The following is a 22,425-nucleotide window of genomic DNA, read 5'->3' on the forward strand; positions in this document are numbered from 1 at the left end:
GGCGTCACTCCCACTCGATGGTGCCCGGCGGCTTGCTTGTCACGTCCAGCACCACGCGGTTGACCTCGGCGACCTCGTTGGTGATCCGGGTGGAGATCCGGGCCACCACCTCGTAGGGCAGCCGGGACCAGTCGGCGGTCATCGCGTCCTCGCTGGAGACCGGGCGAAGCACCACCGGATGCCCGTAGGTGCGCCCGTCGCCCTGCACGCCGACGCTGCGCACGTCGGCCAGCAGCACCACCGGGAACTGCCAGACGCCCCGGTCCAGGCCGGCGGCGGTCAGCTCCTGCCGGGCGATCAGGTCGGCCTTGCGGAGCACGGCGAGGCGCTCCTCGTCGACCGCGCCGATGATCCGGATGGCCAGGCCCGGGCCGGGGAACGGGTGCCGCCAGACCATCGCCTCGGGCAGGCCCAGCTCCAGGCCGATCGTGCGGACCTCGTCCTTGAACAGCGTGCGCAGCGGCTCGACCAGGGAGAACTTCAGGTCCTCGGGCAGGCCGCCGACGTTGTGGTGGCTCTTGATGTTGGCGGTGCCGGTGCCGCCGCCGGACTCCACCACGTCCGGGTAGAGCGTGCCCTGCACGAGGAACTCCACGTCGCCGTGGGCGGCGATCTCCCGGGCGGCGGCCTCGAAGACCCGGATGAACTCGCGGCCGATGATCTTCCGCTTCTGTTCCGGATCGGTCACCCCGGCGAGCGCGCCGAGGAACCGCTCCCGCGCGTCGACCACCTTGAGCCTGATCCCGGTCGCCGCCACGTAGTCCTTCTCCACCTGCTCGGCCTCGCCGGCCCGCAGCAGCCCGTGGTCGACGAAGACGCAGGTGAGCTGGTCGCCCACGGCCCGGTGCACGAGCGCCGCCGCGACCGCCGAGTCGACGCCGCCGGACAGGCCGCAGATGACCTCCTTGTCACCGACCTGCTCGCGGATGCGGGCGACCTGCTCGTCGATGATGTTCTCCGGCGTCCAGGTCGGGGCCACGCCGGCGATGTCGTACAGGAAGCGGGTCAGCATCTCCTGACCGTGCGCGGTGTGCCCCACCTCGGGGTGGAACTGCACGCCGGCCCGGCGACCGGCCAGGTCCTCGAACGCGGCCACCGGGGCCCCCGCCGACTCGGCGGTCACCGTGAAGCCGGCCGGCGCCTCGGTCACGCAGTCGCCGTGGCTCATCCACACCGGCAGGTCGGCCGGCAGGTCGCGGAGCAGCACACCGGGCTCGGTCAGGCGCGGGCGCAGCGGGGTGCCGCCGTACTCCCGGTTGCCGGTGCGCGAGACCGTGCCGCCGAGCGCCTGGGCCATCGCCTGGAAGCCGTAGCAGATGCCGAAGACCGGCACGTCGGTGTCGAACATCCCGGCGTCGATCTGCGGGGCGCCCGGGGCGTAGACGCTGGACGGGCCGCCGGACAGGATGATCGCGGCCGGGTTCTTCGCCAGCATCTCGGACACCGGCATGGAATGCGGGACGATCTCCGAGTAGACCTTCGCCTCGCGGACGCGGCGCGCGATGAGCTGGGCGTACTGGGCTCCGAAGTCCACCACGAGGACGGGGCGAGGCGTGCTCATGTGCGCAAAGCCTACCGACAGTCACCGGGCCGCCGGACGCGCCCCGGCGGTGTCGCGCCTCGAATGTGTCAACAGGGGCCCCTGCCTCTACCGGAGGCGTTAGGAAGGGGCCCCTCCTTTCACCGCAACGCGGCGGGGGCGTGCGGGGGGACCGCCGGCCGGCGCGGGGGGACGGGGGGCACGCGGGTGTACGGGGAGCCGGGTGCGGGACGGGGGTCGGGGTCGCCCTTGTTGGGCCAGAACGACATCGCCCGCTCCGCCTGCGCGGTGATCGTCAGCGACGGGTTGACGCCCAGGTTCGCCGAGACCGCCGCGCCGTCCACCACGTGCAGCCCCGGATGGCCGTACACCCGGTGCCAGGGGTCGACGACGCCGTCGGCCGGGGTGGCGCCGATCACCGCGCCGCCGAGGATGTGCGCGGTCATCGGGATGTTGAACGGCTCGGTCACCGCGCCGCCCGGGGTGCCGTCGATCTCCTCGGCGAGCAGCCGGACCGCCTCGTTGCCGGCCGGGATCCAGGTCGGGTTGGCCGCGCCGTGACCCGGCCCGCTGACCAGCCGGCGGCCCCGCCAGCGGGTGGTCAGCGAGTTGTCGACCGACTGCATGACAAGCGCGATCACGGTGCGCTCGGACCAGCCACGGACGGACAGCATCCGGGCCGCCAGCCCCGGCTGCCGGACGATGCTGCCCAGCCACCGCCGGACCCGGTGCGGCCCGCCGTCGACGAGCAACGACTGGAGCAGCCCCATCGCGTTGGAGCCCTTGCCGTAACGGACCGGCTCGATGTGGGTCTGCGGATCGGGGTGGAACGAACTGGTGATCGCCACCCCCGCCGAGAAGTCCAGACCGCGCCGCCGGGCCGCGCCCGAACCCACCGAGGCGCCGAGGATCGCCTCCGAGTTGGTCCGGGTCAGCTCGCCCAGCCGGGGCGAGAGCGCCGGCAGCGCGCCGGTCGCCTTCATCTCGTGCAGCAACCGCTGGGTGCCGAGCGCGCCGGCCGCGAAGACCACCTGGTCGGCGTGGATCACCGCGCGGCGCTTGCGCAGCCAGGCTCCGGTGCGCGCGGTGTGCACCACGTAGCCGCCGGCCGGGTCGGGGCGTACCGCGGTCACCGTGGTCAGCGGGTGGACCTGCACGCCGAGCCGCTCGGCCAGCCAGAGGTAGTTCTTGACAAGCGTGTTCTTCGCGCCGTGCCGGCAGCCGGTCATGCACGACCCGCAGTGGCTGCACCCGGTGCGGTCCGGCCCCACCCCGCCGAAGTACGGGTCGGGCACCCGCTGGCCCGGGCGGCCGATGTGCACGCCGACCGGCGTCGGGTGGAACGTGTGCGCCACGCCCATCCGCTCGGCCACCGCCCGCATGGCCCGGTCCGCGCCGGTGTCGATCGGGTACGTGGTCACGCCGAGCATCCGCTTCGCCTGGTCGTAGTGGCGGGCCAACTCGTCGCGCCAGTCGGTGATGTCCCGCCACTGCGGGTCGGCGTAGAACGCGTCCAGCGGCTCGTAGAGCGTGTTCGCGTAGACCAGCGAGCCGCCGCCCACCCCGGCGCCGGAGAGCACCAGCACGCCGCCGCCGGCCTTCCGGTCGGCGGAGCGGAGCAGCGTGATCCGCTGCAGCCCGAAGCAGCCGAGTCGCGGCGCCCACAGGAACCGTCGCGCCTGCCAGGACGTACGCGGGAACTCCTCGTCGGCGAAGCGGCGGCCGGCCTCCAGGACGCCCACCGAGTAGCCCTTCTCGGCCAGCCGCAGCGCGGTGACGCTGCCGCCGAAACCCGAACCGATGACGACCACGTCGTAGCGCATGCACGCATCATTACCGACGGGTAGCTATGGCGCCAGCACGCGTTTTTCGCAGATCATGCAGAGCGCTTCCGGCCGCCGGTGCAACCGTCGGCGCCCCCGGACGCGTCGAACACACGGGGAGAGGAAACAACCGTGACGAGACGACGCCTGCTGGGCCTGGCCGCCCTGGTGGCGGCACTGCTGGTCGCCGGCGGGGCGGTGGCGGCCACCCGACTGACCGGGCACCACACGCCGACCCCGGCCGCCGCGCCGGCCACCTCACCGCCCGACGCGCCCACGCCGGCGCCGACCACCGGCAGCCCGACCCCGCCGCCCGGCGCCGACCTGACCGGCCCGCTCAACCTGATGCTCGTCGGCGTGGACACCCGGGTCAGCATCCCCGGCTGGGAGCCGCACGCCGACGCCGTGCTGGTGCTGCACGTGCCCGCCGGGCTGGACCGGGCGTACCTGTTCTCACTCCCCCGCGACCTGGTCGTCGACATCCCCGCCTACCCGAAGGCCCGCTACCCGGGCGGGAGGACCAAGCTCACCCACGCGATGAGCTACGGCAGCCGGGTGCCCGGCGACAAGGCCCACCCCAGCACCGCCCAGGGGTACGACCTGCTGCGGGCCACGGTCGCCCGCTACACCGGGCTGCGCATCGACGCCGGCGCGGTGATCACGTTCGGCGGCTTCGACAAGCTGGTGGACACGCTCGGGGGCGTCGACCTCTACGTCGACCAGAAGGTCGCCTCCCGGCACCGCCGGCCGGACGGGACGATGCGCCCGCTGGGCGGCGGCGGGTACACCGGGCCGCAGATGGTCTACCAGAAGGGCCAGCGGCACCTGGTCGGCTGGCAGGCGCTCGACTACGCGCGGCAGCGCTACACCGCCGGCGGCGACTACACCCGGCAGCGGCACCAGCAGCAACTGCTCCGCGCGCTCGCCGGCAAGCTCCTCGACCAGGGCACGGCCCGCGACCCGCAGCGGGTCGAGCAGGTCGTCGCCGCGCTCGGCAAAACCGTGGTGTACGTCGGCGGCGGCCGGAAGCTGGTCGACTTCGCGTACGCGCTGGGCGGGATGCCGACGGACCGGATCACGCTGGTCGGGCTCCCCGGCACCGGGGTGGGCAGCGGCGGCGCGTACCGCGGCGAGCAGCTCCAGCCGCTGGGCCGCGACTTCCTCACCGCGTTGCGCGGCGGCAAGGCCGACGCGTTCCTGGCCGCCCACCCGTCGCTGCGCGTCCGGACCTGACGCGCCTCACCTGGATTTCGGCAGCGGCGGGCGCTCGGTGCCGAACAGCCACGCGTCGAAGACCTTGTCGAGCTGCTTCCCGGCCACCCGCTCCGCCAGCGCCACGAAGTCCGCGGTGGTGGCGTTGCCGTTCTTCCGCTCGGCCGCCCAGGTCCGCAGGATACTGAAGAACTTGGTGTCGCCCACCGCGATCCGCAGCGCGTGCACGGTCATCGCACCGCGGTCGTAGACCGAGCCGCCGAACAGGTTCTCCACCCCCGGCCGGCCCGGCGGCGTCCGCCACACCTGGGCGGAGGCGCCCGCGTACTTCTGCTCGAACGTGCGCTGCACGGTCGAGGACCCGCTGTGCTCGGCCCAGAGCCACTCGGCGTACGTGGCCAGCCCCTCGTTGAGCCAGATGTCCTGCCAGCGCTGGATGGAGACGCTGTCGCCGTACCACTGGTGGGCCAGTTCGTGCGCCACGACCTCGGTGTTGTCGCCCTGCCGGAAGAAGCCGGCCGAGTAGACCGGCCGGCTCTGCGTCTCCAGCGCGTACCGGATCCGGGAGTCGGCGACCACCACACCCCCGTACGCGTCGAACGGGTACGGCCCGAACAGGCTCTCCAGGTAGTCGGCGACCTCGACGGTACGGGCGATCGAGCGGTCCGGCGCGCCCTCGGGCAACTGCGTGGTGACCGCGCTGAAGACCGGCCGGCCCTTGTGCTCGGCGGTGGTGACCCGGAACTTCCCGATCGCCACGGTGGTCAGGTAACTGGCCATCGGCGAGGTCTCCGACCAGCGCCAGGTGGTCCAGTCGCCGGCCGTCGACCTCCCCTTCGGCACGCCGTTGCCGACCGCCGTCAGCCCCTTCGGCACGGTGATGTCGACGTCGTAGGTGGCCTTGTCCGACGGGTGGTCGTTGACCGGGAACCAGGTGCTCGCCGACTCCGGCTGGCCGAGCGCGATCGCCCCGTCGGCGGTGTGCAGCCAACCGCCCTCGCCGAGCGCCTCGGTACGCAGCGGCGTCGGCTTGCCGTCGTACCGGATCTCGGTGACGAAGCCGTTGCCGGTGGTGAGCCCGGTGGCCGGCGTGACGACCAGTTCGTCGTCGGTGCGGGCGTGCCGGGCGGCGGCGCCGTCCACGGTGACCGAGCGGACGGTCAGCCCGGCCAGGTCCAGGTTGAACGCGGACAGGTCGGCGGTCGCGGTGGCCCGCACCGTGGTGGTGCCGGTGAGCTTGTCCGTCTCCGGGTCGTAGCGCACCTTGATGGTGTAGTTCGCGACGTCGTAGCCGCCGTTGCCGTAGCTCGGGAAGTAGCTGTCGCCGACGCCGGCCGCGCCGGGCGCGAAGCTCCGGGCGGCCGTGGGACCGGGCGCGGTCGTCGCGGCGCCCCGGTCGGGTTCGGCCGGTCCGCAGCCGGCCAGCAGCAGCGTCCCGCAGGCCAGCAGCCCGAGCCCTCGTCGTCCGCGGCGCCGCGTCATCGTCCCGATCCCTTTCGAATGCCTGCTCAGCGGTCCAGGACCAGGCCGACCTTCTGGAACTCCTTGAGGTCGCGGTAGCCGCACTTGGCCATCGCGCGGCGCAGGCCGCCGAAGAGGTTGAGCTGCCCGTCCGGCTCGTCGGCCGGGCCGAACAGCAGCCGCTCCATCGAGCCGATCGGCTCGCCGGCCACCTCGAACGCGCCCCGGGGCAGCGACGGGTGACTGGCCGCGGAGTGCCACCAGGCGCCGCCGGCCGGGGCCTCCTCGCAGAGCGAGAGCGGCTCGCCGAGCATCACCGCGTCCGCGCCGCAGCCGAGCGCCTTGGCGATGTCGCCGGAGGTCTGCATGTCGCCGTCGGCGATCAGGTGGACGTACCGGCCGCCGGTCTCGTCCAGGTAGTCACGGCGGGCCGCGGCGGCGTCGGCGATCGCGGTGGCCATCGGCACCCGGATGCCGAGCACCGACTCGGTGGTCGACCAGTCGTCGCCGCCGATGCCCACGATCACGCCGGCCGCGCCGGTACGCATCAGGTGCAGCGCGGTCTTGTAGTCGGTGCAGCCACCGACGATGACCGGCAGGTCGAGGTCGGCGATGAACTCCTTGAGGTTCAGCGGCTCGTCGGTGGTGGAGACGTGCTCGGCGGAGACCAGGGTGCCCTGGATGACCAGGATGTCCACGCCGGCGTCCAGGATCACCGGGGCCAGCGCCAGGGTGTGCTGCGGCGAGACCCGGACGGCCACCGTGCCGCCGCCCTCGCGCAGCTCGCGGACCCGCTCGGCGATCAGGTCGGGGCGGATCGGCTCGGCGTAGACCTCCTGGAGCCGCTTGGTGGCCCGGGCGTCCTCGCCGAGGCCGGCCAGTTCCTCCAGGATCTTGGCCGGGTTCTCGTAGCGGGTCCAGAGGCCCTCGACGTTGAGCACACCGAGGCCGCCCAGCTCACCGAGGCGCACCGCGGAGGCCGGGCTCATGGTCGCGTCCGAGGGGTGCGCGACGCAGGGGATGCCGAACGGGTAGGCGTCGAGCTGCCACGCGGTGGAGACGTCGTCGACGTCCCGGGTTCGGCGGCTCGGCACGATGGCGATGTCGTCCAGGTGGTAACCGCGCTGCGCGGTCTTGCCCAGCCCGATCTCGACCACGTCACGCATGGGGACTCCAGGTGTGTTCGGGGGTGGAGGGAGAGGTCAGCGGGAGTGGTAGTTGGGTGCCTCGACGGTCATCTGGATGTCGTGCGGGTGGCTCTCCTTCAGCCCCGCCGCGGTGATCCGGATGAGCTGGCCACGTCGGTGCAGCTCCGGGATGCTCTCGGCGCCCACGTAGCCCATCGCGGCGCGCAGGCCGCCGGTGAGCTGGTGGGCGACCTGGGCGAGCGGGCCGCGGTAGGGCACCTGGCCCTCGACGCCCTCGGGGACCAGCTTGTCCTCGGCCATCACGTCCTGCTGGAAGTAGCGGTCCTTGGAGTACGACTTGCCCTGACCGCGCGACTGCATCGCGCCGAGCGAGCCCATCCCCCGGTACGCCTTGTACTGCTTGCCGTTGATGAAGATCAGCTCACCGGGGCTCTCCTCGCAGCCGGCCAGCAGGCTGCCGAGCATCACCGTGTCGGCGCCGGCCACCAGCGCCTTGGCGATGTCGCCGGAATACTGGATGCCGCCGTCGCCGATCACCGGCACGCCGGCCGGCCGGGCGGCCCGGGCCGCCTCCATGATCGCGGTGACCTGCGGCACGCCCACCCCGGCCACGATCCGGGTGGTGCAGATGGCGCCGGGCCCCACGCCCACCTTGACGCCGTCGGCGCCGGCCTCGACGAGCGCCTTCGCGCCCGCGTACGTGGCGATGTTGCCGCCCACGATGTCGATGGTCACGTCCCGCTTGAGCCGGGCGACCATCTCCAGCACGGCCCGCTGGTGGCCGTGCGCGGTGTCCACGATGACCACGTCGACGCCGGCGTCGACGAGCGCGCGGGCCCGCTTGTAGCCGTCCTCGCCCACGCCGACCGCGGCGGCGACCCGGAGGCGGCCCGCCTCGTCCTTGGTGGCGTTCGGGTACTGCTCGCTCTTGGTGAAGTCCTTGACCGTGATCAGGCCCCGCAACGCGCCGGTGCCGTCCACGATCGGCAGCTTCTCCACCTTGTGGCGGCGCAGCAGGTCGAGCGCGTCGTCCTTGCTCACGCCGACCGGCGCGGTGATCAGCGGGGTGCGGGTCATGATGTCGCGGACCGGCGTGGCCGGGTCGGAGACGAAGCGCATGTCGCGGTTGGTCACGATGCCGACGAGCTGGCCCTGCCCGTCGACCACCGGCACCCCGGAGATGCGGTAACGGCCGCAGAGCGCGTCGACGTCGCGGAGCGTGTCGTCCGGGCTGGCGGTCACCGGGTTGGTGATCATGCCGGACTCGGAGCGCTTGACCAGGTCGACCTGGAGCGCCTGGTCCTCGACGGAGAGGTTGCGGTGCAGCACGCCGATGCCGCCCTGCCGGGCCATGGCGATCGCCATCCGGCCCTCGGTGACGGTGTCCATCGCGCTGGAGAGCAGCGGCACGGTCAGCTCGATGTTGCGGGTGAGCCGGGTCCGGGTGTTCACCCGGCTGGGCACCACGTCCGACTCGCCCGGCTGGAGGAGCACGTCGTCGAAGGTCAGCCCGAGCGGCACCACCCGGGCGGAACCGGCCGGCAACTCGGGCAGATGACCGCCCAACTCGCCGCCGTCGGGGCCGGCCGGGTTCTCGGTGCTGGGCGAATTCTCCACGATTGCTCCCCTGAGCTGGTCGAACGGGCTGCAGCGAGGCGGCGCGCGCGGACGCCGGCGCGCACCGGTGTGACGGCGCGTCGCCTCATCGTACCCATTGGCCCGGTCCGCCCCGGGCAGCGGCGGGCCCGGGGTAGGCCGGGCCACAGCGGGGCGGGGGGCGGGCTTTCCGGCGGCGCGGGGTCTACGGTGAGGGGGTGCACGACGAGCCCATCGACCCGTTCAACGGCGACCCGGCCGATCCGGCTGCCGGCCTGCACGACTCCGGCGAGGAGGACGCGCTCGACCCGCTGACCGAGGTCGAGCGCCAGGACGTGCTGGAGGATCTGGCCGATCTGGAGATCTACCAGGCCCTGCTCCAGCCGATCGGGGTGCGTGGCCTGGTGATCGAGTGCGAGGACTGCCGCGAGCCGCACTACTTCGACTGGGACCTGCTCCGGGGCAACCTGCGCCACCTGCTGAACTCGGGGCGGCCCCGGGTGCACGAGCCGGCCTACGACCCCGACCCCGACCACTACGTGAGCTGGGACTACGCCCGCGGCTACGCGGACGGCGTGCACGACACGCTCACCGAGGGCACGGACGACGCCGCGTCGGAGTGAACCCGGCCGGGCTCAGGCGACCAGGCCGGCCCGGAAACCGGCGGCCACGGCGTGCGCCCGGTCCCGCGCGCCGAGCTTGCGGAACAGCCGCCGGGCGTGCGTCTTGACGGTGTCCTCGGAGACGAACAACTCCCGCCCGATCTCCGCGTTGCTCTTGCCCTCCGCCATGCCGAGCAGCACCTGAAGCTCGCGCTCGGTGAGCCCGATCGCGCTGCGCGGGGTCCGCGCCGGGCGCTGGCCGGGGCCCGGCGGGGGCGTCTCCGCCCCCTCCGCCGCCGGGTCGTTGGCGTCCTCCCCACGCTGGACCGGCACCATCGTGGGCAGGCCCGCGGGGTCCGTCGCCGGCCAGCCCGGCCCACCCGGGGTACGCCCCGGCGCCGCCGGCCGGGTCGGTCCGCCGACCGCCGCCGCGTCCCGGGCGGTGTCGGCCACCCGGTGCCGGTTCGCCCGTCCCGGGGCGGAGAGCAGCAGCAGCGCCTTCGCCACCGCGCTGGTCAGGTCGTGGTCGGCGTTCTGGATCAGACCCCGCGCCCCGGCACTGATGGTGGCCGCCGCCGACTCCGACTCCTCGGCGCCGAGCAGCAGCACCGCGGCCTGGGGCGCGCGGGCGAGCACCCGCCGCACGAACCCGGCGCTGTCCGGCCGGGTCAGGGCGGTGTCGGCCAGCACGACGTCGACCGGACGCTCGGCGAGCCGCAACATCACCTCGGGATCGGAGACGGCCGTCCGGACGGCGCCGGACAGCCCCAGCCGCGCCGCCGCGGAGGTCAGATTCTGGGCCGCCAATGGGGTCCGAACGCAGATCAGAACGCTACGCACTGTGGTCTCCTCTCCGACTCAGAGCAGACCACGTGCGGGTGGGGTCGGGAGGGGGTTCCGAGCAATCATCCGAACTTTTCCGACAGATGGGGCATATGACATCGACTGTCCGAGGTTTTCGATCACAGATGTGTGAGCCGGGGACGGCTCGGGTACCGACTGGTTCATCCGGAACCGGCATCCCGCGCGGACCGCCGCCCGGTAGCTGGCCACAACATTCTCCGCGGTGCCGCGCGGGAGGAGGGGTGCTGATGTCGAACGTACGTAGGCTGCCTGGACCCATCGTCGACCTCTGGGACTGGCAGCGGCTCGGCGCGTGCCGGGGCCGCGACAGCGCCCAGTTCTTCCACCCGGACGGCGAGCGCGGCTCGTCCCGCATGCGCCGCGAGACCGGCGCGAAGACGGTCTGCCGCGCCTGCCCGGTGCGCGCCGAGTGCGCCGCGCACGCCCTCGCCGTCCGCGAGCCGTACGGCGTCTGGGGCGGCTTCAGCGAGTCCGAGCGGCTGCGGCTGCTCGCCCTCGGCTGGGAGGACCTGGCCGACCGCCGGCAGGCCCGGGTCGACATCGCCCGCCTCGAGGCCCGCCTCGGCCGGCCGCACAAGACCGCCGTTCCGGACCAGCGCAAGGTCGCCTGACCCTCGCACTTCCCGCCGCCGCGCCCCGCACCTCGGGGCGCGGCGGCGTTTCGTTCGCGCCGACGCGTGCCGGACCGTCACCGCTTCTCGGCACCGCCCGTCTCGCGGAACCGGTCGCCGCGCGAACCGGTCGCCGCGCCGCCGGTCGCCGCGCCGCCGGTCGGTAGCCGCCGATCGTGCCGCGACGGCCGACAGCGCTGTCCGACGCCTGCAAACTTCAACGCGTCGACAACTCACGCGGGAACGGCCGCCGCCACACTGGTTCGACGCGCTCGCCGGGCCCTCGTCGCGCTCGCCGGCGCGGCGGACGGTAAGGGCTGGCCGGTCGGGGCAGCACACCGGTCAACCGGCCGACCATCGACCGCTGAACCGTTCGCGCCATCAAGTTGGTAGGCAGCCATGACGACGGCCTTCACCCCGGGTTGGTCCGGCCACCCCGCCGGTCCACCCGCCGGTCCGCCATGCCGTGGAACCGGGTGACCCCAGCAGCCGGCGGTCAGGCGACGGTCACCGGGACGGTGTGCCAGCCGGTCGCGCCGTCCGGGGCCACCGGGCTGCGCTGCTCCGGCTGCGTCTCGCCGGCCGCGTCGGTGGCGCGCACCTGGAGGCGGTGCTCGCCCGGGGTGGCGTCCCAGCGCCACGACCACTGGACCCAGGTGTCCGACGACACGGCCGGGGCCAGCGTCGCCTCCCGCCAGGGGCCGTCGTCGACGCGTACCTCGACGCGGCGGACGCCCCGGTGCTGCGCCCACGCCACCCCGGCGACCGTCACCGGGCCGGCGGCCGGACGGCTGCGGGCACGGGGCGTGTCGATCCGGGACTGCGTCTTGACCGGCCCCTGGGCGGACCAGCCGCGCGGCACCCAGTACGCGTCGAAGTCGGCGAAGCTGGTCAGCTCCAGCTCGGTCAGCCACTTGCACGCCGAGACGTACCCGTAGAGGCCGGGCACCACCATCCGGACCGGGAAGCCGTGCTCGATCGGCAGCGGCTCGCCGTTCATCCCAACCGCGAGCAGCGCGTCCCGGCCATCGCGCAACACGGACGTGGGGGTGCCGCAGGTCCAGCCGTCGACCGCGCGGCCGACCACCTGGTCCGCCCCCTCCTCCGGGTCCGCCTCGTCCAGCAGCTCCTTGAGCGGCACCCCGAGCCAGCGGGCGTTGCCGATCAGATCGCCGCCCACCTCGTTGGAGACACAGGCCAGCGTCACGTAACGCTCCACCATCGGCCGGGCCAGCAGGTCGTCGAAGCTCAACTCGATCGGGTTACGGACCCGGCCGTGGATGCGCAGCTTCCAGGTGACCGGATCCACCTGCGGGACCACCAGGGCGGTGTCGATCCGGTAGAACTCCCGGTTCGGCGTGACGTAGGGGGCCAGCCGGGGCAGGGACAGGTCCGCGCCGGCCGGCACCGGCGGGGCGGGCGCGGCCGGGGCGGGCAACGTCACCGCCTGCCGGGCCGCCGAGACGCCCCGCCGCCCGGCCAGCCAGTGGCCACCCAGCCCGGCCACCGCCGCCGCACCGGTCAGCAGGCCGGCGCCGCGCAGGAACCGGCGACGCGACTCCAGGTCCCCGCGCTCCAGCGGCTCCCAACCGCCCGGGTCGTCCTCCTCACGCGCGAGCGCGGCGGCCACCGGAGACTGCGGCAGGGTGGCCGCCGGGCCGCGGTCCGGTCGCAGCGGGCCGGCCACGAAGGCCCAGAGCGTGAGCCCGCCGAACGCGCCGCCGACCAGGGCGGGCAGCGCGTCGAACGCGTCCGCGCCGGCCCGGGTCAGCGCGGCGACGACACCGAGCACGGCGAACGCGGCGATGCCGGCCAGGCCGGCCACCAGCCGTCGGGCCGCCGCCAGGCCGAGCAGCGCCGCGAAACCGGCCAGCAGCAGCGCCGTCCCGACCAGCAGGGCGATCTTGTCGTACGTGCCGAAGACGTCGATGGCGAACTGCTTGAGCGGCTCGGGCACCAGGTCGACCACGAGGCCGCCGACGGCGATCAGCGGGGCGGACCGGGGACCGGTCAGGACGGCCACCGGCTCGGCGACGCCGAGCGCCACCACGGCGGCGACGACACCGGACACTGCCGCGTGGCGGCGGGAGATCGTGCTCACCCGGCCCAGTCTGGTCGACCGGTCGGGCCGGCCGCCAATTCCGTCAGCGTTCCGTAAGCGATACGGCCGCGACGTCAGCGGCCCGAACAGGCGTCAGGGCACACCGCCGGCTCGGCGGTGTGCCCTGACGTGGGGCGTACTCCTCGGGTCAGAAGCCCGGGCCGTGCTGGTGGCCGTGGCCGTGGCCGTGGCCACCGCCGGCGGCCGGCTCCGCCTCGGCCGGCTTCTCCACCACCAGACCCTCGGTGGTGAGCAGCAGGCCGGCGATCGACGCGGCGTTGGTGACCGCGTTCCGGGTCACCTTCACCGGGTCGAGGATGCCGGACTTGGCCAGGTCGACGTACTCGCCGGTGGCGGCGTCGAGGCCGTGGCCCCACTCCTGGCCGATGACCTTCTGCACCACCACGTAACCGTCGTGGCCGGCGTTCTGGGCGATCCAGCGCAGCGGCTCGACGAGCGCCTTGCGCACGATCGAGACGCCGACCTTCTCCTCACCGGTGAAGCCCAGGTCGTCGTCGAGCACCGGCAGGATCTGGGCCAGCGCGGCGCCGCCGCCCGGGACCGTACCCTCCTCGACCGCGGCCTTGGTCGCGGCGATGGCGTCCTCGATGCGGTGCTTGCGCTCCTTCATCTCGACCTCGGTGGCCGCGCCGACCTTGATCACCGCGATGCCGCCGGAGAGCTTCGCCAGCCGCTCGGCCAGCTTCTCCCGGTCCCACTCGGAGTCCGAGGCCTCGATCTCCTTGCGGATCTGGGCGACCCGGTCGGCGACCTCGGCGGACTGGCCGCCGCCGTCGACGACGGTGGTGTTCTCCTTGTCGACCACGACGCGGCGGGCGGTGCCGAGCACCTCCAGGCCGACCTGGTCGAGCTTGTAGCCCAGCTCCGGGGCGACCAGCTCGGCGCCGGTCAGGATCGCCATGTCCTGCAGCATCGCCTTGCGACGGTCGCCGAACCCGGGGGCCTTCACCGCGCAGACCTTGACGGTCTTGCGGATGGCGTTGACCACCAGGGTGGACAGCGCCTGACCCTCGACGTCCTCGGCGATGATGAGCAGCGGCTTGCTGTTCTGGAGGACCTTCTCCAGCAGCGGCAGCAGCTCCTCGATGGCCGAGATCTTCTGCGTGGTGATCAGGATGTACGGGTCCTCCAGGACCGCCTCCTGCCCCTCCACGTCGGTGACGAAGTTCGGCGAGATGAAGCCCTTGTCGAACTGGAGACCCTCGGTCACCTCCAGCTCGGTGGTGAGCGCGGAGCCCTCCTCGACGGTGATCACACCGTCGCGGCCGACCCGCTCCATCGCCTCGGCGATCAGCTCGCCGATCGTGGCGTCCTGCGCGGAGATGGTCGCGACGTGCGCGATCGACTCCTTGCTGGCGACCTCGACGGCCTTGCCGAGCAGCGCCTCGGAGACCTTGGCGGCCGCCGCGTCGATGCCCCGCTTCAGGCCGGTCGGGTTGGTGCCGGCGGCCACGTTGCGCAGGCCCTCCCGGACCATGGCCTGGGCCAGCACGGTGGCGGTGGTGGTCCCGTCGCCGGCGACGTCGTTGGTCTTGGTCGCCACCTCCTTGACCAGCTGCGCACCGAGGTTCTCGTACGGGTTGGTGAGCTCGATCTCCTTAGCGATGGTCACGCCGTCGTTGGTGATCGTGGGCGCACCGAACTTCTTGTCCAGGACGACGTTGCGCCCGCGTGGGCCGAGGGTGACCTTGACCGCGTTCGCGAGGGCGTTGACACCGTGCTCGAGCAGGTGCCGGGCGTCATCCGAGAAGCTCAGGATCTTTGCCATCAGTATCCCTTCGAAGCGACGTTGCCCCGGCCCGGCGAGCCGGACCGGGGCAACGACACTGATCGGTTGCTTACTTCTCGATGACCGCGAGGACGTCGCGGGCGGAGAGCACCAGGTACTCCTCGCCGGCGTACTTGACCTCGGTGCCGCCGTACTTCGAGTAGAGGACGGTGTCGCCGACCTTCACGTCGACCGGCACGCGGTTGCCCTTGTCGTCGATCCGGCCCGGGCCGACAGCGAGGACGGTGCCCTCCTGCGGCTTCTCCTTGGCGGTGTCGGGGATCACGATGCCCGAGGCGGTGGTGGTCTCGGCCTCGTTCGCCTGCACCACGATGCGGTCCTCGAGCGGCTTGATCGCAACCTTGGTCGCGGTAGTCACGGGCATACCCTCCTGGGGTACTTGGTGTCGTTGCCGGTCGACACGCCGACCGGCGTCAATCTGCCACATGCCACCGGGCGGGGCCGTCGTCGCGGGTGCCGGTCCGCCTGGCGTTCAACGCTCGGGCACCAGGCCCGGGCGTTGGCACCCTCAGGGTGAGAGTGCTAATCGCAGGTTATTCCTCGGCTAGCACTCCGTCAAGGAGAGTGCCAGCGCGTCGCCCGTCGTGTCGCCTCCGGAGCGGGTCGGGAGAATGGGCGGATGGATCTCGACCAGCTCATCGCGCTGCGTACCCCCGAGGGGTCGGACGCCCTCGCCGCGGCGGAGCGGGTGGCCGGCGGCGACCCGCTGGCGGCGGCCGCCGCGCTGCGCTCGGCCGGGATCCCGGGCGGGCTCGCGGCGGCGGCGCTGACCCAGGCGGAGCTGCGCCGCCGGGCGGTCGGCAAGTTCGGCCCGGCGGCGGCCCGGATGTTCCTCACCCGCCCCGGGCTGGAGCAGGCCACCCGCCGGGCGGTCGCCGACCGGCGGGCCGCCCGGCTGCGCGCCGCGGGCGTGACCACGCTTGCCGACCTCGGGTGCGGGCTGGGCGCCGACGCGCTCGCCGCGGCCCGCGCCGGCATCCGGGTGTACGCGGTGGAGGCCGACCCGGTCACCGCCGCGATGGCCGCCGCGAACGCCGAGGCCACCGGGCTGGCCGGACTGGTCACGGTGGAGTGCGGCGACGCCACCGCGTTCGACGTGACCCGGGTCGACGGGGCGTTCTGCGACCCGGCGCGGCGGCGGGCCGGCACCGGGCGGCGCATCTTCGACCCGAACGCCTACTCGCCGCCGTGGGACTTCGTCACCGGGCTGGCCGCGCGCGTGCCGCGCACCGTGGTCAAGGTGGCGCCCGGCCTGGACCACGCGCTGATCCCGGCCGGCGCCGAGGCGGAGTGGGTGAGCGTCGACGGCGACCTGGTGGAGGCCGCCCTCTGGTGCGGCCCGCTCGCCGGCGTCCCCCGCCGCGCCACCCTGCTCCAGGAGAAGGACGGGCCCCCTTCTCACGCCTCCGGTAGAGACGGGGCCCCCTCTCACCACCTCACCGGCACCGGCGCCGACGAGGCGGAGGTGGGCGCGGTGCGGCGGTTCCTGTACGACCCCGACCCGGCGGTGGTACGCGCGCACCTGGTCGCGGAGCTGGCCGCCGACCTGGGCGCCACGCTCGCCGACCCGTCGATCGCCTACCTGTACGCGGACACGGCACACCCCACCCCGTTCGCCCGCTGCCTGGAGATCACCGACGTGCTGCCGTTCTCGCTGAAGCGGCTGCGCGCCCTGCTGCGGGAGCGCCGGGTCGGCCGGGTGGAGATCCTGAAGCGGGGCTCGGCGCTGGAGCCGGAGAAGCTGCGCCGTGACCTGCGCCTGGCCGGCAACGAGGCGGCCAGCCTGGTACTGACCCGGGTGGCCGGCGCACCCACCGTGCTGATCGGCCGCCCGGCCTCCGGCTGAGCGGCCCGTTCCGGCTCGCCGACCGGCGGCGGTCGGGTTAGCTTGACCGTCATGGCGGGACAGGGCACTCCGGCGATCGTGCTGCTGACCAGGCGGAAGATCGCGCACGCCGGGCGCTGCCGACCGTGGTCGACGCGTCCGCGCTGGCACACCCGACGGTGTACGTCTCGGCCGGTCGCCGCGGTCTCCAGGTGCAACTCGCACCGGGCGATCTGGTGGCGCTGACCGGGGCCGTGACCGCCCCGATCGCGGCCGGCTGAACCAGGACACTGGGAGCGTTTCCGCAGCCGGTGTCCGCCGGGTGACAACCGCGTTGCTGAATTGTTACCGCCGCCAACAAACTTCTGACCTCGGCACTCTTGCGGAGCGCGGGAAGCGCGGAATACGTTGCCGGACACAACAAAACACCGTCAACAACTCCCCCACCCCCCGAAAGGACCCGTGCACATGCGCAAGGGCTTCCTCACCTTCGCGGCCGTCGGTCTCCTCGCGACCGGCAGCATGGCCGCCTGTGGAGACAGCGGCGATTCCTCCGACAAGGCCGGCGGTTCGAACGACAAGAAGCCGAAGATCGGCGTGATCCTGCCGGACAGCAAGTCCTCCGCCCGCTGGGAGGGCGCGGACCGCAAGTTCCTCAAGGCGGCGTTCGACGCCGCCGGCGTCGAGTCCGACATCCAGAACGCGCAGAACGACAAGACCGCGTTCCAGACCATCGCCGACCAGATGATCACCAACGGCGTGAACGTGCTGATGATCGTCAACCTGGACTCCGGCACCGGCAAGGCCGTGCTCGACAAGGCCAAGTCGCAGGGCGTCGCCACGATCGACTACGACCGGCTGACCCTGGGCGGCTCCGCCCAGTACTACGTCAGCTTCGACAACGAGGCCGTCGGCAAGCTCCAGGGCGAGGGCCTGAGCAAGTGCCTGACCGACAAGGGCGCCAAGAACCCGTCGATCGCGTACCTCAACGGCTCGCCGACCGACAACAACGCCACCCTGTTCAAGAACGGGTACGACTCGGTGCTCAAGCCGAAGTTCGACTCGAAGGAGTACACCAAGGTCGCCGACGACTCGGTGCCGGCGTGGGACAACGCGCAGGCCGCCACCATCTTCGAGCAGCAGCTCACCAAGGCCAACGGCAAGATCGACGGTGTGCTGGCCGCCAACGACGGTCTCGGCAACGCGGCCATCTCGGTGCTGAAGAAGAACAAGCTCAACGGCAAGGTCCCGGTGACCGGTCAGGACGCCACCAAGGAGGGTCTGCAGAACATCCTCGCCGGTGACCAGTGCATGACCGTCTACAAGGCCGTCAAGAAGGAGGCGGACGCCGCCTCCGAGCTGGCCATCGCACTCGCCAAGGGCGAGCGGAAGGACACCGGCCAGACCGTCAAGGACCCGGAGGGCAACCGGGACGTGCCGGCCGTGCTGCTGGAGCCGAAGGCCATCTACAAGGACAGCGTCAAGGACGTCGTGGCCGACGGCTACATCACCAAGGACGAGCTCTGCACCGGTGCGTTCACCAAGCTCTGCACCGACGCCGGCGTGAGCTGACCCACCCCGCCTCAGGCGGCGCCGCCCGGCACGGGACGACTCCCGCGCCGGGCGGCGCCCACGCCGGACGGGATCCGAGACCTCCCTCCGCCCAAAGGAGACCCCCGTGTCCGCAACCCCCCTGCTGGAGCTACGCGGGATCGACAAGAGCTTCGGTCCCGTCCAGGTGCTGCGTGACGTCGCCTTCGCCGCACACCCCGGCGAGGTGACCGCGCTGGTCGGCGACAACGGCGCCGGCAAGTCGACCCTGGTCAAGTGCATCAGCGGCATCTACCCCACCGACGCCGGCGAGTTCCTCTTCGACGGCCGACCGGTGAGCATCAGCAGCCCCCGGGACGCCGCCGCGCTCGGGATCGAGGTCGTCTACCAGGACCTGGCGCTCTGCGACAACCTCGACATCGTGCAGAACATGTTCCTCGGCCGGGAGAAGCGCAGCGGCATCGTGCTCGACGAGCCGACCATGGAGCAGATGGCCGCCGAGACGCTCGCCGGCCTCAGCGTCCGCACCGTGAAGTCGCTGCGTCAGCACGTGTCCAGCCTCTCCGGCGGCCAGCGGCAGACGGTGGCCATCGCCAAGGCGGTGCTCTGGAACAGCCGGCTGGTCATCCTGGACGAGCCGACCGCCGCGCTCGGCGTCGCGCAGACCGCCCAGGTGCTGGAGCTGGTCCGCCGGCTGGCCGACAACGGCCTGGCCGTGGTGCTCATCTCGCACAACATGAACGACGTCTTCGCCGTCTCCGACCGGATCGCGGCGCTCTACCTCGGCCAGATGGTCGCCCAGGTGAAGACCACCGACATCACCCACTCGCAGGTGGTCGAGCTGATCACCGCCGGCCGCTCCGGCGGCCTCGGCCTCGCCGGCGAACCGGGCAGCAACGGCACCGGCGCCGCGCCCGCCGACACCACCCCAGGAGCCGTCCGATGACCGCCACCGTCGTGAAGAAGGAAGGCCCGGCGGGCGTCGCCCCGGCGCCGACCGTGGGCAGCCACGTGAACAACTACTGGCGCCGGGTACGCGGCGGCGACATCGGCGCGCTGCCCGCCGTGGTCATGCTGGTCGTGCTCGCGGTGGGCTTCTCGATCGCCCGCCCGTCGTTCTTCACGGCCGGCAACCTCGCCAACCTGTTCACCCAGGGCGCCGCGGTCACGCTTATCGCGATGGGTCTGGTCTTCGTGCTGCTGCTCGGCGAGATCGACCTCTCCGCCGGGTTCGCCAGCGGCGTCTGCGCGGCGATCCTGGCCAACACCGTCACCGTGCTCGGCTACCCCTGGTACGTGGCGGTGCTGGCCGCCGTCGTCACCGGCGTGGTCATCGGCGTCGTGCTCGGCCTGCTGGTCGCGAAGGTCGGCATCCCGTCCTTCGTGGTGACGCTTGCCGGCTTCCTGGCGTTCCAGGGCGTCGTGCTGACGCTGATGGACGAGGGCGCGAACATCGCGGTCCGCGACGACGTGCTGGTGGCGATCGCCAACCGCAACATCTCCCCGGTGCTGGGCTGGGCGCTGGCCGCGCTGGCCATCGCCGGGTACGCGGCCGTGCAGCTCCTGCGGCACCGCAACCGGTCCGCCCGGGGCCTGCTCACCGACCCGATCGCGGTGGTGGCCGCGCGGATCGGCGGGCTCGCCGTGGTGCTCGGCGTCGCGGTCTACGTGCTGAACCTGGAGCGCAGCCGCAACGTGCTGGTGGTCTCGCTCAAGGGCGTGCCGATCGTGGTGCCGATCATCGCGCTGCTGCTGGTCGTCTGGACGTTCGTGCTCCAGCGCACCAGCTACGGCCGGCACATCTACGCGGTCGGCGGCAACGCCGAGGCGGCCCGCCGGGCCGGCATCAACGTGGACAAGATCCGCATCTCGGTCTTCGTCATCTGCTCCGGGATGGCCGCCATCGGCGGCATCGTGGCGGCCAGCCGGGCCAACTCGGTCGACCCCAACACCGGTGGCAGTAACGTGCTGCTGTACGCCGTCGGCGCAGCGGTGATCGGCGGCACCAGCCTCTTCGGCGGCAAGGGCCGGGTCCTCGACGCCGTGCTCGGTGGCGCGGTGGTCGCGGTGATCGACAACGGTATGGGACTGATGGGATACAGCTCGGGCGTCAAGTTCGTGGTCACCGGCGTGGTGCTGCTCGCCGCGGCGACCATCGACGCGCTGTCGAGGCGGCGGGCCGCCGCCACCGGCACGCGCTGACCCCGGGGTACGGACACACCATGGCAGTGGCAATGCGCGCGGGTCCCAGCCAGGACGAGATCCGACGGCAGAACCTGGGCGCATTGCTCCGCTACGTGCACGTGCACGGGGCCACCACGCGCGCGGAGCTGACCACCGCGCTCGGGCTCAACCGCAGCACCATCGGCGCGCTGACCGCCGACCTGGCCGGCGCCGGTCTGGTCAGCGAGGGGACGCCGAAGGAGACCGGCCGGGCCGGACGACCGTCACTCGTCGTCCGGCCCGAGTCGGGACGGGTCTACGCGTACGCGTACAGCGTCGAGGTGGACCGGCTGCGGGCCGCGCGGGTCGGCCTCGGCGGTGAGGTGCTCGACCGCCGGGAGCTGGACCGGCCGCGCAACCTGGTCGCCGGCGAGGCCGCCCCGCTGCTGGCCGGCGCCGTCAAGGAGATGCACCAGGCGGTGCCGGACGGCTCGTTCTGCGTCGGCGCCGGAGTGGCGGTCTGCGGCATGGTGCGCCGCGACGACGGGCTGGTGCGGCTCAGCCCCACCACCGGCTGGGTGGACGAGCCGATCGGCGCGGCGCTCGCCACCGAGCTGGGCATCGACGTCCCCATCACGGTGGGCAACGTGGCCGACGTGGCCGCGTTCGCCGAGCACGCCCGCGGCGCGGCCACCGGCTGCGACAACGTCCTCTACCTGTACGGCGACGTCGGCGTGGGCGCCGGCATCATCGCCGGTGGCCGGCGACTGACCGGGCACGGCGGCTACGGCGGCGAGGTCGGCCACATGGTGGTGGTCCGCGACGGGGCGCGCTGCGACTGCGGCCGGTACGGCTGCTGGGAGACCGAGATCGGCGAGCACGGGCTGCTGCGGGCCGCCGGCCGGGCCGAGGCGCGCGGCCGGGACGCGCTGCTCAGCGTCTTCGACGCGGCCGACCGAGGGGACGCCCGCGCGCAGAGCGCGGTACGGCAGGCCGGCGACTGGCTCGGCTTCGGCGTGGCCAACCTGGTCAACATCTTCAACCCGGAGATGGTCATCTTCGGGGGCACCATGCGCGACCTCTACCTGGCCGCCGCCGCCCAGGTGCGCAGCCGGCTCAACCGCAACGGGCTGCCCGCCTGCCTGGAGCACGTGCGGCTGCGCACCCCGGAACTCGGCGACGACGCGGCCCTGGTCGGCGCCGCCGAGCTGGCCTTCGAACGCCTCCTGGCCGACCCGCTGAACTGATCGGCCCGGTGATCCGTACCAACGTGCGGACGGGCGGCCGGTGGGCTCGGCCGTCCCGCGACCCCGCGTACCGGTCCGGACCGAGGAGGCACCGCAACCATGGCATCGCTGGAATCCGCACGTCGCCGGCTGGCGCACCGGGTGACCCTGCTGCTCGTCGCGATCGGCGCAGGGATCGGCGTTCTTCCCGGCGCGGCCCTGGCCGCCCCCAATCCCGGGGTGCAGATGAACGCCGCGGACATGACGCTGCTCAACGGCGTCCGACTGGCCGGGCTCTGGGAGATGCCGGCCGGCACGATGGCCGCCGAGAAGGGCCAGTCCCCCCGGGTACGGGAGGTCGGCGCGGAGATCGCCCGCCAGCACGGTGTCCTGGACCAACTGGTGGTCGAGGCGGCGAACAAGCTGGGGGCGGTGCTGCCGACGGACCCGACGACCCAGCAGAAGGGTTGGCTGACCGAGATGCAGAACGCCAGCGGCGCGCAGTTCGACCAGATCTTCGTCACCCGGCTCCGGGTCGCCCACGGCAACATCTTCCCGGTGATCGGCGCGGTGCGCGCGAGCACCAAGGACCCGGTCGTACGCAAGCTGGCCGAGGACGCCAACAAGTTCGTCAACGACCACATGACCATGCTGGAGAGCACCGGGCTGGTCCGCTGGCAGCAGTTGCCGCCGCCCGCGCTGCCGGCCGCGCAGAGCGACTCGCTGGTCGCCGCCGCCCAGGCCAACGCGTCCAGCGGCGGCGGGCTCCAGGTGGGCACCGGGATCGTGTGGGCGGTCTTCCTGCTCGCGCTGGGCACCGGCGGGTACACGACCTGGCGGCTGATGCGTCGCGCCTGACGGGCGTTCAAGCGGGGCCCCTTCCTATACGCCA

General features: G+C 72.9%; 18 protein-coding genes and 1 pseudogene. 10 read left to right on the forward strand and 9 right to left on the reverse strand.

The features are described from left to right. Positions 1 to 4: 4 nt before the first annotated feature. The gene (guaA, locus tag AB0B02_RS07510) at positions 5 to 1,561 is read right to left on the reverse strand and encodes a glutamine-hydrolyzing GMP synthase (protein ID WP_107158871.1); all 1,557 of its coding nucleotides are present in this window, start codon (positions 1,559 to 1,561) and stop codon (positions 5 to 7) included. 119 nt (positions 1,562 to 1,680) lie between these two features. Next, positions 1,681 to 3,363 (reverse strand): GMC family oxidoreductase, encoded by a 1,683-nt coding sequence (locus AB0B02_RS07515; protein ID WP_281937995.1) that lies wholly within the window; start codon positions 3,361 to 3,363, stop codon positions 1,681 to 1,683. A 132-nt stretch (positions 3,364 to 3,495) separates the two neighbouring features. Here AB0B02_RS07515 and AB0B02_RS07520 point away from each other — a divergent pair, with 132 nt between their 5' ends. Further along, complete coding sequence (locus AB0B02_RS07520) at positions 3,496 to 4,596, forward strand: LCP family protein (RefSeq protein ID WP_357297871.1); 1,101 nt, start codon at positions 3,496 to 3,498, stop codon at positions 4,594 to 4,596. Between the two features lie 6 nt (positions 4,597 to 4,602). Here the strand turns inward: AB0B02_RS07520 and AB0B02_RS07525 are convergent, their stop codons facing one another. Genes AB0B02_RS07525 through guaB form a run of 3 tightly spaced genes read right to left on the reverse strand, consistent with a single transcriptional unit; the run spans position 4,603 to position 8,801 of the window. After that, the gene (locus AB0B02_RS07525; RefSeq protein WP_357297875.1) at positions 4,603 to 6,057 is read right to left on the reverse strand and encodes a M1 family metallopeptidase; all 1,455 of its coding nucleotides are present in this window, start codon (positions 6,055 to 6,057) and stop codon (positions 4,603 to 4,605) included. 26 nt (positions 6,058 to 6,083) lie between these two features. Next, positions 6,084 to 7,202, reverse strand: a complete 1,119-nt coding sequence (locus AB0B02_RS07530; protein ID WP_281938001.1) for a GuaB3 family IMP dehydrogenase-related protein — start codon at positions 7,200 to 7,202, stop codon at positions 6,084 to 6,086. 36 nt (positions 7,203 to 7,238) lie between these two features. Continuing rightward, positions 7,239 to 8,801: an IMP dehydrogenase gene (gene guaB / locus AB0B02_RS07535; RefSeq protein WP_281938003.1), complete on the reverse strand. Its 1,563-nt coding sequence runs from the start codon at positions 8,799 to 8,801 to the stop codon at positions 7,239 to 7,241. 197 nt (positions 8,802 to 8,998) lie between these two features. Here guaB and AB0B02_RS07540 point away from each other — a divergent pair, with 197 nt between their 5' ends. Continuing rightward, positions 8,999 to 9,403: a DUF5319 domain-containing protein gene (locus AB0B02_RS07540; RefSeq protein WP_281938005.1), complete on the forward strand. Its 405-nt coding sequence runs from the start codon at positions 8,999 to 9,001 to the stop codon at positions 9,401 to 9,403. 12 nt (positions 9,404 to 9,415) lie between these two features. On the opposite strand, the gene AB0B02_RS07545 is transcribed toward AB0B02_RS07540, so the two are convergent. Next, positions 9,416 to 10,222, reverse strand: a complete 807-nt coding sequence (locus AB0B02_RS07545; RefSeq protein ID WP_357297882.1) for a response regulator transcription factor — start codon at positions 10,220 to 10,222, stop codon at positions 9,416 to 9,418. Between the two features lie 251 nt (positions 10,223 to 10,473). Here AB0B02_RS07545 and AB0B02_RS07550 point away from each other — a divergent pair, with 251 nt between their 5' ends. Then, a complete protein-coding gene (locus AB0B02_RS07550) occupies positions 10,474 to 10,857 on the forward strand; it encodes a WhiB family transcriptional regulator (protein WP_281938009.1) in 384 nt (127 codons plus the stop codon). A gap of 496 nt (positions 10,858 to 11,353) precedes the next feature. Here AB0B02_RS07550 and AB0B02_RS07555 read toward each other — a convergent pair whose 3' ends face one another. The 3 genes from AB0B02_RS07555 to groES form a co-directional block, all read right to left on the reverse strand. Then, positions 11,354 to 12,958, reverse strand: a complete 1,605-nt coding sequence (locus AB0B02_RS07555) for a molybdopterin-dependent oxidoreductase (RefSeq protein WP_357297889.1) — start codon at positions 12,956 to 12,958, stop codon at positions 11,354 to 11,356. A gap of 148 nt (positions 12,959 to 13,106) precedes the next feature. Next, positions 13,107 to 14,747, reverse strand: coding sequence for a chaperonin GroEL (gene groL, locus AB0B02_RS07560; RefSeq protein ID WP_357297892.1), 1,641 nt, complete (start codon positions 14,745 to 14,747; stop codon positions 13,107 to 13,109). Positions 14,748 to 14,817: 70 nt separating this feature from the next. Continuing rightward, positions 14,818 to 15,132, reverse strand: a complete 315-nt coding sequence (groES, locus tag AB0B02_RS07565) for a co-chaperone GroES (protein WP_088998427.1) — start codon at positions 15,130 to 15,132, stop codon at positions 14,818 to 14,820. A gap of 255 nt (positions 15,133 to 15,387) precedes the next feature. Between groES and AB0B02_RS07570 the strand changes: the two genes are divergently transcribed. The 7 genes and pseudogenes from AB0B02_RS07570 to AB0B02_RS07600 all read left to right on the forward strand — a co-directional run bounded on the left by AB0B02_RS07570 (position 15,388) and on the right by AB0B02_RS07600 (position 22,391). Further along, the gene (locus AB0B02_RS07570; RefSeq protein ID WP_357297897.1) at positions 15,388 to 16,614 is read left to right on the forward strand and encodes a methyltransferase domain-containing protein; all 1,227 of its coding nucleotides are present in this window, start codon (positions 15,388 to 15,390) and stop codon (positions 16,612 to 16,614) included. Positions 16,615 to 16,721: 107 nt separating this feature from the next. Then, positions 16,722 to 16,874, forward strand: a pseudogene (locus tag AB0B02_RS07575) (Cys-tRNA(Pro) deacylase); the annotation flags it as partial. A 187-nt stretch (positions 16,875 to 17,061) separates the two neighbouring features. Next, the gene (locus tag AB0B02_RS07580; protein WP_281938017.1) at positions 17,062 to 18,165 is read left to right on the forward strand and encodes a substrate-binding domain-containing protein; all 1,104 of its coding nucleotides are present in this window, start codon (positions 17,062 to 17,064) and stop codon (positions 18,163 to 18,165) included. A 106-nt stretch (positions 18,166 to 18,271) separates the two neighbouring features. Continuing rightward, entirely contained in the window at positions 18,272 to 19,090 is an 819-nt protein-coding gene (locus AB0B02_RS07585; RefSeq protein WP_107158841.1) for an ATP-binding cassette domain-containing protein, read from the forward strand. Continuing rightward, entirely contained in the window at positions 19,087 to 20,346 is a 1,260-nt protein-coding gene (locus AB0B02_RS07590; protein WP_281938019.1) for an ABC transporter permease, read from the forward strand. Before AB0B02_RS07585 ends, AB0B02_RS07590 begins: the two co-directional genes overlap by 4 nt. A 32-nt stretch (positions 20,347 to 20,378) precedes the next feature. Beyond that, positions 20,379 to 21,554: an ROK family protein gene (locus AB0B02_RS07595; protein WP_281938605.1), complete on the forward strand. Its 1,176-nt coding sequence runs from the start codon at positions 20,379 to 20,381 to the stop codon at positions 21,552 to 21,554. A gap of 99 nt (positions 21,555 to 21,653) precedes the next feature. After that, entirely contained in the window at positions 21,654 to 22,391 is a 738-nt protein-coding gene (locus AB0B02_RS07600; protein WP_107158835.1) for a DUF4142 domain-containing protein, read from the forward strand. Positions 22,392 to 22,425: the final 34 nt, after the last annotated feature.

This window comes from Micromonospora sp. NPDC049240 (assembly GCF_040647835.1).
Classification (GTDB): Bacteria; Actinomycetota; Actinomycetes; order Mycobacteriales; family Micromonosporaceae; genus Micromonospora.

Bases quoted from the DNA above. Each gene is read 5' to 3' on its own strand.
- AB0B02_RS07515 (WP_281937995.1), bottom strand. From the start codon at position 3,363: ATGCGCTACGACGTGGTCGTCATCGGTTCGGGTTTCGGCGGCAGCGTC.
- AB0B02_RS07595 (WP_281938605.1), top strand. From the start codon at position 20,379: ATGCGCGCGGGTCCCAGCCAGGACGAGATCCGACGGCAGAACCTGGGC.
- AB0B02_RS07590 (WP_281938019.1), top strand. From the start codon at position 19,087: ATGACCGCCACCGTCGTGAAGAAGGAAGGCCCGGCGGGCGTCGCCCCG.
- groES (WP_088998427.1), bottom strand. From the start codon at position 15,132: ATGCCCGTGACTACCGCGACCAAGGTTGCGATCAAGCCGCTCGAGGAC.
- AB0B02_RS07570 (WP_357297897.1), top strand. From the start codon at position 15,388: ATGGATCTCGACCAGCTCATCGCGCTGCGTACCCCCGAGGGGTCGGAC.
- AB0B02_RS07550 (WP_281938009.1), top strand. From the start codon at position 10,474: ATGTCGAACGTACGTAGGCTGCCTGGACCCATCGTCGACCTCTGGGAC.
- AB0B02_RS07600 (WP_107158835.1), top strand. From the start codon at position 21,654: ATGGCATCGCTGGAATCCGCACGTCGCCGGCTGGCGCACCGGGTGACC.
- groL (WP_357297892.1), bottom strand. From the start codon at position 14,747: ATGGCAAAGATCCTGAGCTTCTCGGATGACGCCCGGCACCTGCTCGAG.
- guaA (WP_107158871.1), bottom strand. From the start codon at position 1,561: ATGAGCACGCCTCGCCCCGTCCTCGTGGTGGACTTCGGAGCCCAGTAC.
- AB0B02_RS07530 (WP_281938001.1), bottom strand. From the start codon at position 7,202: ATGCGTGACGTGGTCGAGATCGGGCTGGGCAAGACCGCGCAGCGCGGT.
- AB0B02_RS07525 (WP_357297875.1), bottom strand. From the start codon at position 6,057: ATGACGCGGCGCCGCGGACGACGAGGGCTCGGGCTGCTGGCCTGCGGG.
- AB0B02_RS07580 (WP_281938017.1), top strand. From the start codon at position 17,062: ATGCGCAAGGGCTTCCTCACCTTCGCGGCCGTCGGTCTCCTCGCGACC.